Genomic DNA, 12,984 nt, shown 5'->3' with positions numbered 1-12,984 from the left:
CTCACCCAGCGGTACGACGACCCGCTTGGTGTCAGCGCGCGATCACGACCGGGACCGACGCGTGGCGAAGGAGGCCTTGGCTCACTGATCCGAGGAATGCCCCGGCCACGACGGATCGTCCCCTTCCGCCCACGACGACGACCTCACCGTCGGCCGCCGATGCCGCTGCGAGTTCGGCCACGACGTGTCCTCGGACTGAGCGCGTTTCCACGGGCACGTCGGGAAACCGGTCCTGCCATGGGGCGACGGCGTGTGCCAGCAAAGCCCCCGAGTCGCTCCGATGACGTTCGATCTCTGGCTCTGAATGCCCGCTGAACTGCATCGGAAGGTCCCACGCCTGCAGCGCGACGAGTCGGGCACGGCGCTGTGCGGCACGAGCGAAGGCGAACTCCAGCGCCGGCTCGCAGCCGGCGGAAGCGTCGACACCGACGATCACGGCGCCGGATCGGTTCTGGCCATCGGCATCTGGTGGGACCACCACGACAGGGCATGCGGTCCGCGCCGTCACTTCGACGGCTGTGGAGCCCAGCAGCAAGTTCGCGAAGCCGCCCTGTCCGCGGCTGCCCATCACCAGGAGCGCGCAGTGGCGTGACTCCTCGATCAGCACCTTGACAGGCAGGCCGTCGACAACCTCGTTGGTCACGGTCAGGGGCCTGCGATCCAGCCGCGTGGCAAGTGCGGCGAGGTCGGAGAGGCCGCGCGCCGCAGCGTCGACGTGCGGATCCGGACGACCGCTGCTGGTCAGCCCGGCGGGGAGCGCGTGCACGATCCGCAGCACCGCTGCGCGCAGCCGGGCCTCTCCTGCTGCCCACTCCAAGGCACGCCGGCTGTGCTCGGAGCCGTCGACTCCCACGACCACGGAGGTCGGTGAGGCATTCGTTCCGTCTGCCATCAGATCCTCCTCGTGTCCAACGTACGGGAGTCCCGGACGGGCGGGCGGGTCAGGATTGCCGGCGCGACCTGGCCCCACTGCGTCCGGACAGCGTCGGCTGCCGCCTGGACCCAGGATTCGTCCAGCACGTCGATCGGCAGATTGGTCACGCCGGCGATCTCTCCCCTCGCCCGCGGGCGTCCGAGACGCCGGAGGTGATGAGCCGGAGTGAGTCGGTGTGCGGCTGGCAGCGATTGGTTTGTATTGGGAGGAAAGGTACGGCGGTGGGCGTGACACTGGGGAGGTATGTCTACTGGAGCTGTTGCTAATTCGGTGCAGTTGCCGCCGTTGGAGAATCCGAACGAGCGGGCGGCGGTTGGTGCGGAGTTGCAGGTGGTGCTGCAGGATCTGATCGATCTGTCGCTGGTCGGGAAGCAGTTGCACTGGAGTGTGGTCGGGGCGGCCGCTCATGGCGTGCATCTGTTCCTCGATGAGTTGGTGGGGGAGTGGCGCGACTTGGCCGATGTCGTCGCTGAGCGTGCGGTGACGTTGGGTTTCGTACCCGATGGACAGAGCTCGGCGGTGGCGGCCGGGTCGCGGGTTGCACCTGTGGAGGTGCGGTCGGTGGCTGACCATGCGGTGGTCTGGGAGCTGGGCCGGCGGGTGGCGGCGGTGGCTGAGCGGATCCGGGCGCGACTCGAGTCGATCGGGGCCGCGGACCTGGTGACGCAGGACGTACTGGTCAGGGTGGTCGGGGCGTTGGAGAAGCAGCAGTGGCTGTTGCGGATGCAGCTTGGTGAGAAGGCCTGATGGCTGTCACCAGAGGGTTCGTCGGCCGGCGTACTGCGGATTCTTCGCGAGTACCGCCCGGGCAGTACGCCACGCGGGACTTCCCGGTGTTGTCGGCCGGCCCGACCCCGTACACGCCGTTGGACGCATGGGACTTCACGATCCGTGGAGCCGTCGACAAGCCGGTCTCATGGTCGTGGACCGAATTCCAGGCCTTGCCGCGCGAGACGTTCACCGTCGACATCCACTGCGTGACGAAGTGGACGAGGTTGGACATGGTCTGGTCGGGAGTGTCTCTCGACACGTTCCTGGACGCGGTGCCGACCCAGGCGGCCTATGCACTGGCGTTCTCCGACGGCGGCTACACGACGAACATTCCGGTGGCGGATCTGCGCGGTCGGAAGGCATGGATCGTCGACGGGTACGACGGGCGCCCTCTTGATCCGGAGCATGGCGGGCCGGCGCGACTGCTGGTACCGCACCTCTACTTCTGGAAGAGCGCGAAGTGGATCCGTGGTCTGGAGTTGCGCACCACCGATCAACCCGGCTTCTGGGAGATGTTCGGCTATCACAACTATGGAGACCCGTGGAAAGAGCAGCGCTACTACGGCGACTGACGTGGCAGACAGGCACGGTGATCTCTACGACCTTCGAGACTCCGCGAGTGAAGACCATCACGCTCGCCGTGCCTGACTGGCCCGGGCATCGTGCAGGTCAGCACGTGGATGTGCGGCTGACGGCACCCGACGGGTATCAGACGGAACGGAGCTATTCGATCGCGTCGGCGCCGGAGGACGAGTACCTGTCGGTCACCGTCGAGCGACTCGACGACGGCGAGGTTTCGCCTTACCTGGTGGACGAGTTGCGAGCAGGCGACGAGCTCGAGTTCCGTGGTCCGATCGGCGGGCACTTCGTCCGGAACGACGACTTCGGTGGTCCGTTGTTCCTGGTCGGCGGGGGGATCCGGCATGGTGCCCCTGCGGGCGATGCTTCGGCATCACCGTGCGATCCGCAGCCGGGCGCCTGTCCGGGCACTGTGCTCGGCGCGCTCGCTCGAGTTGCTGATCTACCGTGACGAGCTGATGAAGATGTCTGCGGACGACCTCATCGATGTCTCGATCACCTTGACTCGTGAGGCCCCGAGTAGCTGGCGTGGCCATCGCGGACACATCGACCCGATGCTCTTGGGTCTGTCCGGATGGGCAGCCGGTCACATGCCGCTCACGTATGTCTGCGGACCGACCGCGTTTGTCGAGACGTGTACATGTCAGGACCCGGCACGGTGGCGCGATGCAGGGACTGCGACACGATTCTGCTGATGCTCACCGAACGCCATGGGATGTACTGCGTCGACTTGAGATCCACCGCTGGCGGGAGACCGAGACCAGCGAGTACACCTATACGGTCGAGATCAGTCACGTTGAGAAGTTCGACGACTCCCGATACGTCGTCACCAATCACCTGGAGGGTGACTTCCCCGGCGGTGTCGTCGACATCATCTGCCGGTTCACCCTCGCCGACGGTCTGATCACCAAGCTCGAGATCGCTCCCTGACTCCGTCGCTCGCGTCAGGCATCGAGGGGTGCTGCAGAACAGCCTCAGCCGTTTCTGCAGCACCCCTGCCCGACGGCACCGCAGTACAGACGAGATGTACTACGGACGAACGCTGATGATGACCTTCCCCTTGAGCCGCTCGGTCGAGTTGAGGGTGGTGACGGCGTCGTCGAGAGATGTGACGGTACCGATGTTCGTCCGCAGTCGCCCGTCCCGCACGCGCTGGACGACCTCGGTCAGCTGGGCGCGATCGGCCTCGACGACGAAGTCGATCGCCAGGCCGTCCGCGGGCCGTGACTCCGGTGGTCCGACGACGGTGACCAGCATTCCTCCGGTCTTGATCAGGGCCGCGGACCTCTTCTGGATGTCGCCGCCGATGACATCGAACACCAGATCGACCTGCCCGATGTCCTCGAGCGAGTCGTTGGCGAGGTCGACGAACTCGTTCGCGCCGTAGTCGAGCGCCTTCTCCCGGTCGGCGGCGCGTCCGGTGCCGATGACGTACGCACCGGCCTCGCGGGCGAGTTGCGTCACCATGGTGCCGACCGCGCCGGCTGCACCGTGTGCGAGGACGGTCTGCCCGGATTGAAGGCGGCCGTGCTGGAACAGTCCCTGCCAGGCGGTCAGTCCGGAGATCGGCAGGCTCGCGCCGACGGTGAAGTCGACGTCGCCCGGGAGTGGTGCGAGGTTGCGTGCCTCGATCGCCACGTACTCCGCCAGGGTTCCGTCGCGATGCCAGTCGGCGAGGCCGAACACGCGCTGTCCCACGGACAGCCCAGTCGTGCCATAGCCGAGCGCGGTGACCACTCCGGCCAGTTCGTGCCCGGGGATCGACGGTGATCGGTCCCGGTCGGCACGGTCGGTCCAGGTCGAGGGCCACTCCAACTCGGTCGGCACGTAGCCCGAGGCATGAACCTCGACGACGACGTCGTTGATCGCCGCCGGTGGCTCGGGACGCTCCGCCAGCGTCATTCCTGCCGTCCCCGCTGCCTGGTCCGTCACCACGATCGCCCTCATCAGGCACCTCCTTGTTCCGGTCTTTGCCTACGCGGCACTTTCGGCTCGTAAGCATTCGCGGCGCCACACCCTCGACGTCTTACCACGCGAGGGATGGAAGTTGGGCACATCGCGAAATTGCTTCGATGCGGGCCGTAAGATCCGTGCCTGTCCAACCACCAACGGATATCTGTACAGAGCACCGACGGATTCTGATCAACAGGTAGAGGTGAAAGTCATTGACCGGGTGGAGGGAGGGGCTCGAGCGATTCCTCACCACCGACCCGAACGACGTCGGGTGTGACGAGGCGATGGCTGCTCTGCACCTCTATGCCGAACTACTCGCAGCCGGAGTCGACGCCGCCGAGCACTATCCCGGACTGGCGGCGCACCTTGCCGCCTGTGAAGCATGCGCGGAAGATGCCGACGGCCTGCTAGCCGCTGTGCGGGACCCCGATCAGCACAGCGGCGACCGGGATGACACCGGGCAGTGACCCGATCAGGCTGATCCGTCTGAACTGAGATCGCGGTCACAGCGAGTTCTGCGGAACCCGGGACCAAATCAACTGCCTGTGATGTTGTTCCCAGTGACGGCGCAGCCAGCGACGTCAGAAAAGGAGAAACCGTGTCACACGACTACAGGAAGACTCCGGAGGCGATCAGTCGCCTCACCGACAGCCAGTTCCGCGTGACGCAGAAGGACGGGACGGAACCCGCATTCCGGAACGAGTACTGGGACAACCACGAGCCCGGGATCTATGTGGATGTGGTCTCCGGTCAGCCGCTGTTCTCGTCGACCGACAAGTACGACAGCGGTACCGGGTGGCCAAGCTTCACCAGGCCGATCGCGGCGGACGCAGTTCGCACAGTTACGGACAGGTCGCTCTGGATGACTCGCACGGAGGTGCGATCCGCTGGAGCCGACAGCCACCTCGGTCATGTCTTCGATGACGGCCCTGCCGCGGCGGGAGGCCAGCGGTACTGCATGAACTCCGCCGCACTGCGTTTCATTCCGGTCTCGGAACTGGAGAGCCAGGGGTACGGCGAGTACCGGTCTCTGTTCGAGACGGCCGACACGTCCCGCGACATCACGCGCACAGAGGAGCATGCATCATGACCAGTGGAATCGACGACACGGGGCAGGTCACCCGCAAGCCCGGCACCGAGACAGCCGTCCTCGCCGGCGGGTGTTTCTGGGGTATGGAGGACCTCATTCGCCAGCAGCCCGGCGTACTCGAGACGCGTGTCGGGTACACGGGCGGGCAGAACGACCATGCGACGTACCGCAATCATCCCGGGCACGCCGAAGCCGTCGAGATCCTCTTCGACCCGGCGAAGACGACGTACCGCGACATCCTGGCGTTCTTCTTCCAGATCCACGACCCGTCGACGATGAACCGTCAGGGCAACGACATCGGCACCAGTTATCGCTCGGCGATCTTTCCGCTCACACCGGAGCAGGACACGGTCGCTCGCGACACGATCGCCGACGTCGACGCCTCGGGCCTGTGGCCGGGCAAGGCCGTGACGACGATCGAGCCTGCGGGTCCGTTCTGGGAGGCCGAGCCGGAGCACCAGGACTACCTGATCAAGTACCCCGCCGGTTACACCTGCCACTTCGTCCGCCCGGACTGGGTGCTGCCGCGGCGCGCCACCACCGCCTGATCCGACCCTGAGGGTGTGCCCATCGCCGACGCGACGGGGCACACCCTCCCTGGTCCCGTGGTGTCGCGGACATCCTCGCGAGCCGGTACGCCGACGGTGCGACTCAGGTCTTCGCGATCGACGGTGCTTCGCTGGATGGTTGAGGACAGGCGGATCGTCGGACTCGGATTCAACGGGCTCAGCCTGGGCGTGATGTTCGAAGGCCGCTACGAACAGCGTCCGCGACCAGGGTCTGCAGAGCGGGAATCACGTCCGTCTCGAACCAAGGGTTCTTCGCCTGCCACCGGAAGTTCAGGGGTGAGGGGTGCACCAGCGGGATCCGGTCCGGCGCATAGTCTCGATAGGCGCGGACGGTCTCGGTGAGGTTCTTCTTGGCGCTGGTTCCCAGATAGTGCTTCTGGGCGTAGCTCCCGACGAGGACGGTGAGACGAACGGCCGGCATCAACGGTGACGCCCAGCCACTGCCGCAGTTTGATGCCGCTGGCGTCGTTTCACGGGATCTGGCTGTCCTGAGCCTGCTTGCCGGGCGCCTGGCCGATGACAACGATCCTCGAGCGCGGCGATGCGGAGTAGATCGGCTCGTAGCCGCGTTCCCTGGCCCACGCGCTCGAGGCGTGGTTCCTGATCTCCTGGCGTATCGCAGTGAGTTCGTCCACCCGGATCTCCCGTCCGGTCGGGTCTCGTGCCCGACGCGTATTGGTGACACTGACCTGACCCCTTGGCACGGCCGGACCCTGGTTGGTGACGGTCCTGTTGCCGGCCGCCGCCGTCGGCTGCGGCGACAAACAGGACTGAATCGACCAGTTATCGACTTGGTGCCAGGGCTGATCTGTGAGTGATTGGGCTTGTTTCGACGTGAGTCGCGTCGCTCGGCGCTGAGTGGACGGAGTTGCGAATGGACGGTATCGTCCATGTTGTTGTTCCACCGTTCGACACACCGAGGTGCCGGACAGTTGATCACTACGTTCCGCTGATCGCCGGAGATCCATGAAGAGCGAAGGTTCCGAGTCGTTGTCGCAGGTACGGGTGGTTTCCGCAGAGGTGGCCCGGGAGAACCGTGCCTGGGTTCGCGATTTGAGCAGCTCTGGGGATCGGCGTGAGCTAGCGAGCCGGCGCTTGTACGAGGTTCTCCTGCGCGCCGCGAGAGCGGAGGCCGGCCGACGGGCGGCGAAGCTGCGGCTCGTCGGCCCGGAGTTGGACGACATTGCCCACCAGGCCGCCGCAGATGCACTTCTGGCGATCTGCGGCAAGGTCGAGACGTTCCGCGGTGATTGCAAGTTCACCACCTGGGCGTACAAGTTCGTGGTCTTCGACGTGGCGGCCAAGGTCAACCGGCACTTCTGGCAACGTGCCGGTGTCGCGTTCGACGAAGAGGACTGGGACCGCCTTCCCGCACGGCTGGGGATCGAACCGGAGACGCATGCCGAGAGCCGGGACCTGATGACCGCCGTACGTCGCGCCGTCGACGAGAATCTGACGGCGAAGCAACGGATGGTTTTCGTCGCGCTGGTGCTGAACGGCATGCCCACCGATGTGCTCGCCGATCAGCTCGGCGCGACACACAACGCGATCTACAAGATGATGTTCGACGCCCGCCGGAAGCTGCGCGCCGCGTTGGTCGACGCCGGCTACCTGCCGGAGCAGCAGATCGCCTGAGCAGCGTCGCGGACGGGCAGGAGTGTCCGTCGATGCCGTCCTAGCGGCCGTGAGTGAGCACGTGAGCACTGAGGTCCTGTGCGTCTGCTCGTCCCGCATCTGTACTGCTGGACGTCGGCCAAGTCTACCCGACGACCACTCGCGTGGTATCGAACGCGACGTACCCGGTGAAGTCGTGTCCGACCGTTTCGATCGCCGACCGCTTGGGATGCGGGTAGCACCATGCAGCGTCGAGGTACTGGTGGTGCGGCGTCTCCACACTGTAGTAGCGAGCCTGCCCCTTCCAAGGGCAGACATAGGGAGTTGCGCTCTCCTTCAAGGTACCGATCGTCAGCGAGTCCGGCGGAAAATATCGATTCCCTTCGATCGAGATGATGTGTTCACCGTCTGCGTCGGCGAGTAGAACGCCGTCGATCGTCGCACGCACTGTCGTCCTTCCGGTAAAGGTGTTCGCAGACTCTGTGTCCTGTCGAGGCATCGGCCTTACCGGCCGCCTCCGGGGTCGGGTGCGTCGCGCCAACCGCACCCGGCAGCCCGAGATCCAGCGATGCCGCTCGATCTCGTGGTTCGCTGGAAGGTGCCGGACACTACTTGACGATCTCGTCGTAGAAACTGTTGATGCCGTCAACGATCTCCTGCAGGCAGTCCTCGGTCGCGAAGTGTCCGGAGTCGAGGCGGACCAGTCGCGCGTCAGGGAGATCGCGCAGGTAGGCCTCGCCGCCGGCCGGGGTGAAGAAGATGTCGCCCTGACCCCAGAAGATCAGCGTTCTGGGCTGGTCACGGCGCAGCCGCCGTTGCCAGGCGGGGTACTGCGCGGCGTTCGTCCGGTAGTCGTGGAAGAGATCCAGTTGTACCCGGCGCGCGTTCGGCCGGGCCAGGAAGTGCAGATCCAGATTCCAGTTGTCCGGGCTGATCTTCGCCGGATCGGGGTGGCCGGTGAGGTAGATCGCCTTAACGGCGTCCGGCTCGAGCAAGGCGTCGAGCGGCGCTTCGTTCTCAGCGTTGCGGTCGGTCCAGAAGGCGTGACGCATCTCGTCCCAGATCTCGGTGAACCCCTCCTCGTAGATGTTGGAGTTCTGGATGACCTGCCACTGCAGCCAGTCCGGATGAAGCGAGATCAGCCGGTTCCCGATCGGTCCCCCGTAGTCCTGCATGTACAGCCCCATCGGTCCGGTGAAGTCGATGGCGAGCAATGCTTCGTCGACGATCTCTACGAGGTGGTCGAAGGTGTACTCCCACTCCGCCGGATCTGGCATCTCGGTGTTCCCGAAGCCGGGGTAGTCGATCGAGACCAGGTGGAACCTGTCGGCAAGTGCCGGCATCAGGTTCCGGAACTGGTGGGACGAGGAGGGGAATCCGCCCAGCAGCAGGAGTTTCGGCGCTCCCGGCTTCCCCGCTTCGCGGTAGAAGACCTCCAGTCCACCGGCAGACACGGTCTGAAAACTCGTCATCGGCACTCCACACTCATTCCACAGGGACGTGATCCAGCGGTCAGCGACGTCGTTGGGGATGACCTGATCGGTCCGGCAGCCGCGGTCGTAGGAGTTGGCCGCCGCCACAGATCGGTTTCTTACCGGCAACTCCGGCCGGGATGAAGCCTTTGTACTGGGGTATGGCCACGGCCGCGTCCCTCCAGTTCGTCCCACGATTCGTGCTCGGCCGGCACGCGCTGCGTCGGCACCGGAGTGTGGCTTGGCCGCGGTCAGCAAGACGTCAGCGACGGCCGCGGCATGCTGTACGGCGACCGCGGCGAACTGATCCGTGACGCGACGCCGGTAGCGCTCGAGTGCAGGGCAGTAGTTCGTCACCCGGACGCCCGTGGCGACGAGGTCGTCCCGGACTGCCTTGATCAGTGTCGTGGTGCCGCAGAACACGCCGCCGTCCGAGGACACGGAAGTCGAGGGTTCCTACCGTCGTGCCTGCGACGAGTAACTCGTACCTCCGCAACTCCCGTCCTCGACCACGGTCAGCTCGCGCTGGGCGTCGTTCACCAAGGTTCTCATCAGTTGACCTCGTCGAGTTCCAGCGGCTCGTCTTCGACGACGTGGATCGCGGCTTCTTCGGCGCTCGCGGCGCCTCCGTCGATCCCGACGTCGGCCGCGACGAGCTCTTCATCGAGATCGAGGTGCGACCCCTCGTCCGGAGCTACCAGACGTCCGGCGCGTTCCCGGCCGACCTCCGGACCGTCGACAAACTCCGGCGGTACGGCGTACGGGTCGATATCAGGCTCCTCCTGGGCAAACCGCTGCTCGAAGGTCTCACCCCGCAACGCCTCCGCCGCGGTGGTACCGAAGCCCTCGCCGGCCGACCACCTCTCCGGCGGCGAGTAACCTTCGTCGAGAAGGTCGGAGACACCGCGCCCGTCGAGCGTGTCGGAGAACTGGAGCTGGTCCTCGTCGTCCACGCTGTAGCTGCCGTAATACTCCCGACTGACCTCGCTCATCCGTCCTCCTGCCGACCGGCCGGCGGCGTGCCGGCTCCTCACGGGATTCGTGTCGGCCACGGCACGCGTACTTACCGGTCGAGCAGGACCACGGACGGCAGGTGGGTATCCTGCCCTGATGGTGGACCGTTCATCTCCAGAAGCGGCAGCAATCGTTGCTCGGCCCCGATAAGCTCGTTTCGTGTCCGAGACAGTGAACGAGCTCGATCGCCGCCTGACCGCCCGCGGCGCGGCCACGCGAGCCCGGATCGTCGCCGCTGCCGACGAGTTGATGTCTCTCAAGGGTGCCGCGGCGACCACGCTCGACGAGGTGACCGCGGCGAGCGGGACGAGCAAGTCACAGTTCTACCGGCACTTCAGCGACAAGAGCGCCCTGGTCCAGGCAGTGATCGCACTGCGGGGCGGCCGGGTGCTCGAGCGTGAGGAGCAGTACCTCCGCAGGGTCGACTCGTTCAGCGGACTCGATCGCTGGTGCCGGGCCATCCTGCAGCGAGTCACGGCGCGCCGTGGGGCGCTCGGCTGTGAACTGGGCTCACTGTCGACCGAGCTCTCCGACCAGGATGAGGCAGCACGCATCGATCTCGAGGCGCACCTGACATCCTGGATCTCGCTGCTGGCCGGAGCGCTCGAGCGGATGAAGTCGAACGGCACGCTGTCCGAGGCCGCTGACCCACAAGCGCTGGCGACGGGAATCATGGCTGCTCTCCAGGGTGGGTACGTTCTCGCTCAGGCCGCCCGTGACCCCGGACCGATGCAGGTCGCCCTCGACCTGGCGATGGACTCGGTCCGGGCGTACGCAAAGCCGGCCGGCAAGAAGTAGCCGTCCACGCGCTTCCTTCACCCGTCCTGATGACAAGCCGTCGACCTGACGACGGCGACGACATCGATCTGCACCCGGATGCTCGGACGGGCCAGCTGTGGAACCACGACGAGTACGTACGACGGCTTGGGCCCGATGAGCTCGTTGTGGAGCATGCCGTACGTACCGACGTTCTCGGCATCGGTCAGCCAGGTGCGGACCTGGACGATGTCGCTGAGCTCCGCGCCGGCGCAGAGCAGAGCTTCGCGCACGTTGTTCCAGGCTTGGCGAACCTCGTCGGCGAAGTCGACAGGGCGAGTGCCGTCAGGTCGGAGTCCTGAAGTGCCGGTCACGACCACCTGGACCGTTCCGGGTAGGATCCCCACGGTGCCGAGGTGTTGCGATTTCGCCGTCACGGTCGCTCGTTCCTTCGGTTACGAGGTCGGAGCAGGCCCCGGCGCGCCAAGGACGTCGCCGTACTCCGGGTTCTTCTCGATGAAGCGGCTGACGACGGCGCAGTAGTTCGACACCGTTACGGACCGCGTGCGGATGTCGTCGAGAGCGCGGCCGACCAGGACCCACGAAAGTCCTCGTCCGCGGTATGTCTGTTCGATGACGGTGTGCGTGATGGACAGGTGCGAGCCGATCAGGTGGTAGACGAGGAGCCCGGCCTGTTGACCGTCGACGAGGAGCTCGTAGTACTCGTCGTCTGCGTGGTGGACCACAGTGATGGTCGGGGAAGCCGGCGTGCCGGTGGGTGTTTGCGCAACCGCCCCCGCGTCGTCGATGGTCAGCAGGTCGGCCAACGGAGCCGGCCAACCTGTACCGAACGCCTCGGTGGGAAGATTGGCGTGCCAGGTCAGGCTCGATCCCGCGTGGTTGCGGAAGCGAAGGACGAGCCGCCAGGCGCCCTCGCTTTCGTGCAGGCCAGCTCCGTTACGCAGCTGCACCCGCACCTTGCTCGGAAGCGAGTTGAGCATCACCGGCTGCGTTCGCAACGGCAGGACCAGGTGCCCTTCCTCCTCCCGCACGATGCCAGGGTCGTCCGTCCGCGTGCCGCTCCAGCTGGCCAGCATCAATTCCAGCTCGGCGTTGCCGAACAAGCTCGCGGTGACGCTGAAGTCGACCGGCGGGGTGCCGGTCATCGTCTGCTCTTCCGGGCCGGTCACCGACAACTCGCCACCGGCGAGGTAGAAGCCCGTTCCGTCGGGCCGAAGAACCTGGTCAGTCATCGCTACTTCCTCTGTGCTGCGCTCTGAACGGACTGCGGGGTGCTCGCGTCCATGAAAGGACTATATAGTCCTCTGATGGATATCGCATCGCAGCCACCCTCTTCGACTGCAAGCTGTCAGGAGTCCCGATTCTGGGCATAGGTTGTGCGAGCTTGCTTGCTCTGAAATGGACTGATCAGGCCTGTTTTGTGGCGACCGAGGGAGCCGGTGGCGTGGGGAAGATCTCGATCGACAGGACGGCGAAATGACAGTGATCATCGAAAGCGACCGGCTCGTGATCCGGGAGTGGACCGAGACTGACGCGGACGCCGCCTTGCGGATCTACGGGTCTGCCGAGGTGGCACGGTGGCTGTCGCCCGCGATGGACCGGGTCCCGAACAAGCCGGCCATGCGCCTGCTGCTCCGCGCGTGGATCGAGGCCCGCGAGAGTCTCCGCCTTGATGCGCTGGGCATTCGCAACCGGGACGATCGACGAGTTGTACGCGGTCGCCCGACCGCAGAACCGTCGTGCCTGCGCGACCGCACGGCGTCTCGGGATGGCGTGGGTCATTCGACCCGCTCGGCCTGACGCGGGATTGCCCGGGCCTGGATCGCCGTCGGCGTCAGCTCTTGCCGGCGGCTTTCGCCTGCGCTGCCTCGGCGGTGGCGCGGTCGGGGTAGCCCGGGTGCCTCGGGTCGAGCAGATCGGCGTACGTCGTCGTACGCGAGAGGTAGTCGGCCACGAAGGGGCAGATTGCGGTGATCGTGCCCTCGCGGGTGCGGACCTCGTCGAGCACTCGCCGTACCATGGCGCCAGCCACGCCCTGGTGCTGATGACTCGGCTCGACTTCGGTGTGCCGGAGGGCGTACCGGTTGGGCCTCAGACGGGTGTAGTAGAGCCATCCGACCAGATCACCACCGCGGCAGAGCTCGAAGCGGCCTTGCTCGGTGTTGTCGATCAGCTCCTCGGCCACCGACGCCGGTTCTTCGTTGCTCATCA

Annotated in this window: 22 protein-coding genes; 11 read left to right on the top strand and 11 right to left on the bottom strand. The window is 65.8% G+C overall.

The features are described 5' to 3' along the window. Positions 1 to 31 precede the first annotated feature (31 nt). Both ACWCOV_RS00495 and ACWCOV_RS00490 read right to left on the bottom strand, forming a co-directional pair. Complete coding sequence (locus ACWCOV_RS00495; protein WP_449827055.1) at positions 32 to 892, bottom strand: universal stress protein; 861 nt, start codon at positions 890 to 892, stop codon at positions 32 to 34. After that, positions 892 to 1,041, bottom strand: coding sequence for a hypothetical protein (locus ACWCOV_RS00490; protein ID WP_449827054.1), 150 nt, complete (start codon positions 1,039 to 1,041; stop codon positions 892 to 894). The genes ACWCOV_RS00495 and ACWCOV_RS00490 overlap by 1 nt, the downstream gene beginning before the upstream one ends. A gap of 136 nt (positions 1,042 to 1,177) precedes the next feature. Here ACWCOV_RS00490 and ACWCOV_RS00485 point away from each other — a divergent pair, with 136 nt between their 5' ends. Genes ACWCOV_RS00485 through ACWCOV_RS00465 form a run of 5 tightly spaced genes read left to right on the top strand, consistent with a single transcriptional unit; the run spans position 1,178 to position 3,188 of the window. Further along, the gene (locus ACWCOV_RS00485; protein ID WP_449827053.1) at positions 1,178 to 1,681 is read left to right on the top strand and encodes a Dps family protein; all 504 of its coding nucleotides are present in this window, start codon (positions 1,178 to 1,180) and stop codon (positions 1,679 to 1,681) included. Continuing rightward, positions 1,681 to 2,277: a sulfite oxidase-like oxidoreductase gene (locus ACWCOV_RS00480; RefSeq protein WP_449827052.1), complete on the top strand. Its 597-nt coding sequence runs from the start codon at positions 1,681 to 1,683 to the stop codon at positions 2,275 to 2,277. Before ACWCOV_RS00485 ends, ACWCOV_RS00480 begins: the two co-directional genes overlap by 1 nt. A 47-nt stretch (positions 2,278 to 2,324) precedes the next feature. Next, the gene (locus ACWCOV_RS00475) at positions 2,325 to 2,735 is read left to right on the top strand and encodes an FAD-binding oxidoreductase (RefSeq protein ID WP_449827051.1); all 411 of its coding nucleotides are present in this window, start codon (positions 2,325 to 2,327) and stop codon (positions 2,733 to 2,735) included. Continuing rightward, a complete protein-coding gene (locus ACWCOV_RS00470) occupies positions 2,629 to 2,979 on the top strand; it encodes a hypothetical protein (protein WP_449827050.1) in 351 nt (116 codons plus the stop codon). The genes ACWCOV_RS00475 and ACWCOV_RS00470 overlap by 107 nt, the downstream gene beginning before the upstream one ends. Next, a complete protein-coding gene (locus ACWCOV_RS00465; protein ID WP_449827049.1) occupies positions 2,925 to 3,188 on the top strand; it encodes a hypothetical protein in 264 nt (87 codons plus the stop codon). The genes ACWCOV_RS00470 and ACWCOV_RS00465 overlap by 55 nt, the downstream gene beginning before the upstream one ends. Before the next feature lie 125 nt (positions 3,189 to 3,313). On the opposite strand, the gene ACWCOV_RS00460 is transcribed toward ACWCOV_RS00465, so the two are convergent. Then, on the bottom strand, positions 3,314 to 4,231 hold the full coding sequence (locus tag ACWCOV_RS00460) for an NADP-dependent oxidoreductase (protein WP_449827048.1): 918 nt from the start codon (positions 4,229 to 4,231) through the stop codon (positions 3,314 to 3,316). A gap of 218 nt (positions 4,232 to 4,449) precedes the next feature. Here ACWCOV_RS00460 and ACWCOV_RS00455 point away from each other — a divergent pair, with 218 nt between their 5' ends. The 3 genes from ACWCOV_RS00455 to msrA all read left to right on the top strand — a co-directional run bounded on the left by ACWCOV_RS00455 (position 4,450) and on the right by msrA (position 5,875). Further along, positions 4,450 to 4,704 carry a hypothetical protein gene (locus ACWCOV_RS00455; RefSeq protein WP_449827047.1) on the top strand — a complete coding sequence of 85 codons (255 nt, stop codon included), beginning with the start codon at positions 4,450 to 4,452 and terminating at the stop codon, positions 4,702 to 4,704. A gap of 131 nt (positions 4,705 to 4,835) precedes the next feature. Then, positions 4,836 to 5,327, top strand: coding sequence for a peptide-methionine (R)-S-oxide reductase MsrB (gene msrB / locus ACWCOV_RS00450; protein ID WP_449827046.1), 492 nt, complete (start codon positions 4,836 to 4,838; stop codon positions 5,325 to 5,327). After that, on the top strand, positions 5,324 to 5,875 hold the full coding sequence (gene msrA / locus ACWCOV_RS00445; protein WP_449827045.1) for a peptide-methionine (S)-S-oxide reductase MsrA: 552 nt from the start codon (positions 5,324 to 5,326) through the stop codon (positions 5,873 to 5,875). The genes msrB and msrA overlap by 4 nt, the downstream gene beginning before the upstream one ends. A 178-nt stretch (positions 5,876 to 6,053) precedes the next feature. Here msrA and ACWCOV_RS00440 read toward each other — a convergent pair whose 3' ends face one another. Then, positions 6,054 to 6,419 (bottom strand): uracil-DNA glycosylase family protein, encoded by a 366-nt coding sequence (locus ACWCOV_RS00440; protein ID WP_449827044.1) that lies wholly within the window; start codon positions 6,417 to 6,419, stop codon positions 6,054 to 6,056. After that, positions 6,367 to 6,531: a hypothetical protein gene (locus tag ACWCOV_RS00435; RefSeq protein WP_449827043.1), complete on the bottom strand. Its 165-nt coding sequence runs from the start codon at positions 6,529 to 6,531 to the stop codon at positions 6,367 to 6,369. The genes ACWCOV_RS00440 and ACWCOV_RS00435 overlap by 53 nt, the downstream gene beginning before the upstream one ends. Positions 6,532 to 6,991: 460 nt before the next feature. Here ACWCOV_RS00435 and ACWCOV_RS00430 point away from each other — a divergent pair, with 460 nt between their 5' ends. Continuing rightward, positions 6,992 to 7,531 (top strand): sigma-70 family RNA polymerase sigma factor, encoded by a 540-nt coding sequence (locus tag ACWCOV_RS00430; RefSeq protein ID WP_449827042.1) that lies wholly within the window; start codon positions 6,992 to 6,994, stop codon positions 7,529 to 7,531. A 124-nt stretch (positions 7,532 to 7,655) separates the two neighbouring features. On the opposite strand, the gene ACWCOV_RS00425 is transcribed toward ACWCOV_RS00430, so the two are convergent. The 3 genes from ACWCOV_RS00425 to ACWCOV_RS00415 form a co-directional block, all read right to left on the bottom strand. Next, on the bottom strand, positions 7,656 to 7,958 hold the full coding sequence (locus ACWCOV_RS00425) for a DUF427 domain-containing protein (protein WP_449827041.1): 303 nt from the start codon (positions 7,956 to 7,958) through the stop codon (positions 7,656 to 7,658). Between the two features lie 160 nt (positions 7,959 to 8,118). Further along, positions 8,119 to 8,982 carry an alpha/beta fold hydrolase gene (locus tag ACWCOV_RS00420; protein ID WP_449827040.1) on the bottom strand — a complete coding sequence of 288 codons (864 nt, stop codon included), beginning with the start codon at positions 8,980 to 8,982 and terminating at the stop codon, positions 8,119 to 8,121. 551 nt (positions 8,983 to 9,533) lie between these two features. Then, on the bottom strand, positions 9,534 to 9,974 hold the full coding sequence (locus ACWCOV_RS00415) for a DUF5709 domain-containing protein (RefSeq protein ID WP_449827039.1): 441 nt from the start codon (positions 9,972 to 9,974) through the stop codon (positions 9,534 to 9,536). A gap of 181 nt (positions 9,975 to 10,155) precedes the next feature. Between ACWCOV_RS00415 and ACWCOV_RS00410 the strand changes: the two genes are divergently transcribed. Further along, positions 10,156 to 10,794, top strand: a complete 639-nt coding sequence (locus tag ACWCOV_RS00410; RefSeq protein WP_449827038.1) for a TetR/AcrR family transcriptional regulator — start codon at positions 10,156 to 10,158, stop codon at positions 10,792 to 10,794. Positions 10,795 to 10,811: 17 nt separating this feature from the next. Here the strand turns inward: ACWCOV_RS00410 and ACWCOV_RS00405 are convergent, their stop codons facing one another. Together ACWCOV_RS00405 and ACWCOV_RS00400 are read right to left on the bottom strand one after the other, a co-directional pair. Continuing rightward, positions 10,812 to 11,126: a Rid family hydrolase gene (locus tag ACWCOV_RS00405; protein WP_449827288.1), complete on the bottom strand. Its 315-nt coding sequence runs from the start codon at positions 11,124 to 11,126 to the stop codon at positions 10,812 to 10,814. Positions 11,127 to 11,207: 81 nt separating this feature from the next. Then, a complete protein-coding gene (locus tag ACWCOV_RS00400) occupies positions 11,208 to 12,005 on the bottom strand; it encodes a GNAT family N-acetyltransferase (protein ID WP_449827037.1) in 798 nt (265 codons plus the stop codon). A 244-nt stretch (positions 12,006 to 12,249) separates the two neighbouring features. Here ACWCOV_RS00400 and ACWCOV_RS00395 point away from each other — a divergent pair, with 244 nt between their 5' ends. Beyond that, positions 12,250 to 12,573: a hypothetical protein gene (locus tag ACWCOV_RS00395; RefSeq protein WP_449827036.1), complete on the top strand. Its 324-nt coding sequence runs from the start codon at positions 12,250 to 12,252 to the stop codon at positions 12,571 to 12,573. Positions 12,574 to 12,607: 34 nt separating this feature from the next. Here ACWCOV_RS00395 and ACWCOV_RS00390 read toward each other — a convergent pair whose 3' ends face one another. Further along, positions 12,608 to 12,982 carry a GNAT family N-acetyltransferase gene (locus tag ACWCOV_RS00390; protein WP_449827035.1) on the bottom strand — a complete coding sequence of 125 codons (375 nt, stop codon included), beginning with the start codon at positions 12,980 to 12,982 and terminating at the stop codon, positions 12,608 to 12,610. Between the last annotated feature and the right edge of the window lie 2 nt (positions 12,983 to 12,984).

The organism is Kribbella sp. NPDC002412 (assembly GCF_053592935.1).
This window is presented reverse-complemented; position numbering and strand designations above follow the sequence as displayed.

Excerpts from the sequence above, each read along its gene's own strand:
- ACWCOV_RS00495 (WP_449827055.1), bottom strand. The coding sequence starts at position 892 with ATGGCAGACGGAACGAATGCCTCACCGACCTCCGTGGTCGTGGGAGTC.
- ACWCOV_RS00485 (WP_449827053.1), top strand. The coding sequence starts at position 1,178 with ATGTCTACTGGAGCTGTTGCTAATTCGGTGCAGTTGCCGCCGTTGGAG.
- ACWCOV_RS00480 (WP_449827052.1), top strand. The coding sequence starts at position 1,681 with ATGGCTGTCACCAGAGGGTTCGTCGGCCGGCGTACTGCGGATTCTTCG.
- ACWCOV_RS00470 (WP_449827050.1), top strand. The coding sequence starts at position 2,629 with ATGGTGCCCCTGCGGGCGATGCTTCGGCATCACCGTGCGATCCGCAGC.
- ACWCOV_RS00465 (WP_449827049.1), top strand. The coding sequence starts at position 2,925 with ATGTCAGGACCCGGCACGGTGGCGCGATGCAGGGACTGCGACACGATT.
- ACWCOV_RS00460 (WP_449827048.1), bottom strand. The coding sequence starts at position 4,231 with ATGAGGGCGATCGTGGTGACGGACCAGGCAGCGGGGACGGCAGGAATG.
- msrA (WP_449827045.1), top strand. The coding sequence starts at position 5,324 with ATGACCAGTGGAATCGACGACACGGGGCAGGTCACCCGCAAGCCCGGC.
- ACWCOV_RS00420 (WP_449827040.1), bottom strand. The coding sequence starts at position 8,982 with ATGACGAGTTTTCAGACCGTGTCTGCCGGTGGACTGGAGGTCTTCTAC.
- ACWCOV_RS00415 (WP_449827039.1), bottom strand. The coding sequence starts at position 9,974 with ATGAGCGAGGTCAGTCGGGAGTATTACGGCAGCTACAGCGTGGACGAC.
- ACWCOV_RS00400 (WP_449827037.1), bottom strand. The coding sequence starts at position 12,005 with ATGACTGACCAGGTTCTTCGGCCCGACGGAACGGGCTTCTACCTCGCC.
- ACWCOV_RS00395 (WP_449827036.1), top strand. The coding sequence starts at position 12,250 with ATGACAGTGATCATCGAAAGCGACCGGCTCGTGATCCGGGAGTGGACC.
- ACWCOV_RS00390 (WP_449827035.1), bottom strand. The coding sequence starts at position 12,982 with ATGAGCAACGAAGAACCGGCGTCGGTGGCCGAGGAGCTGATCGACAAC.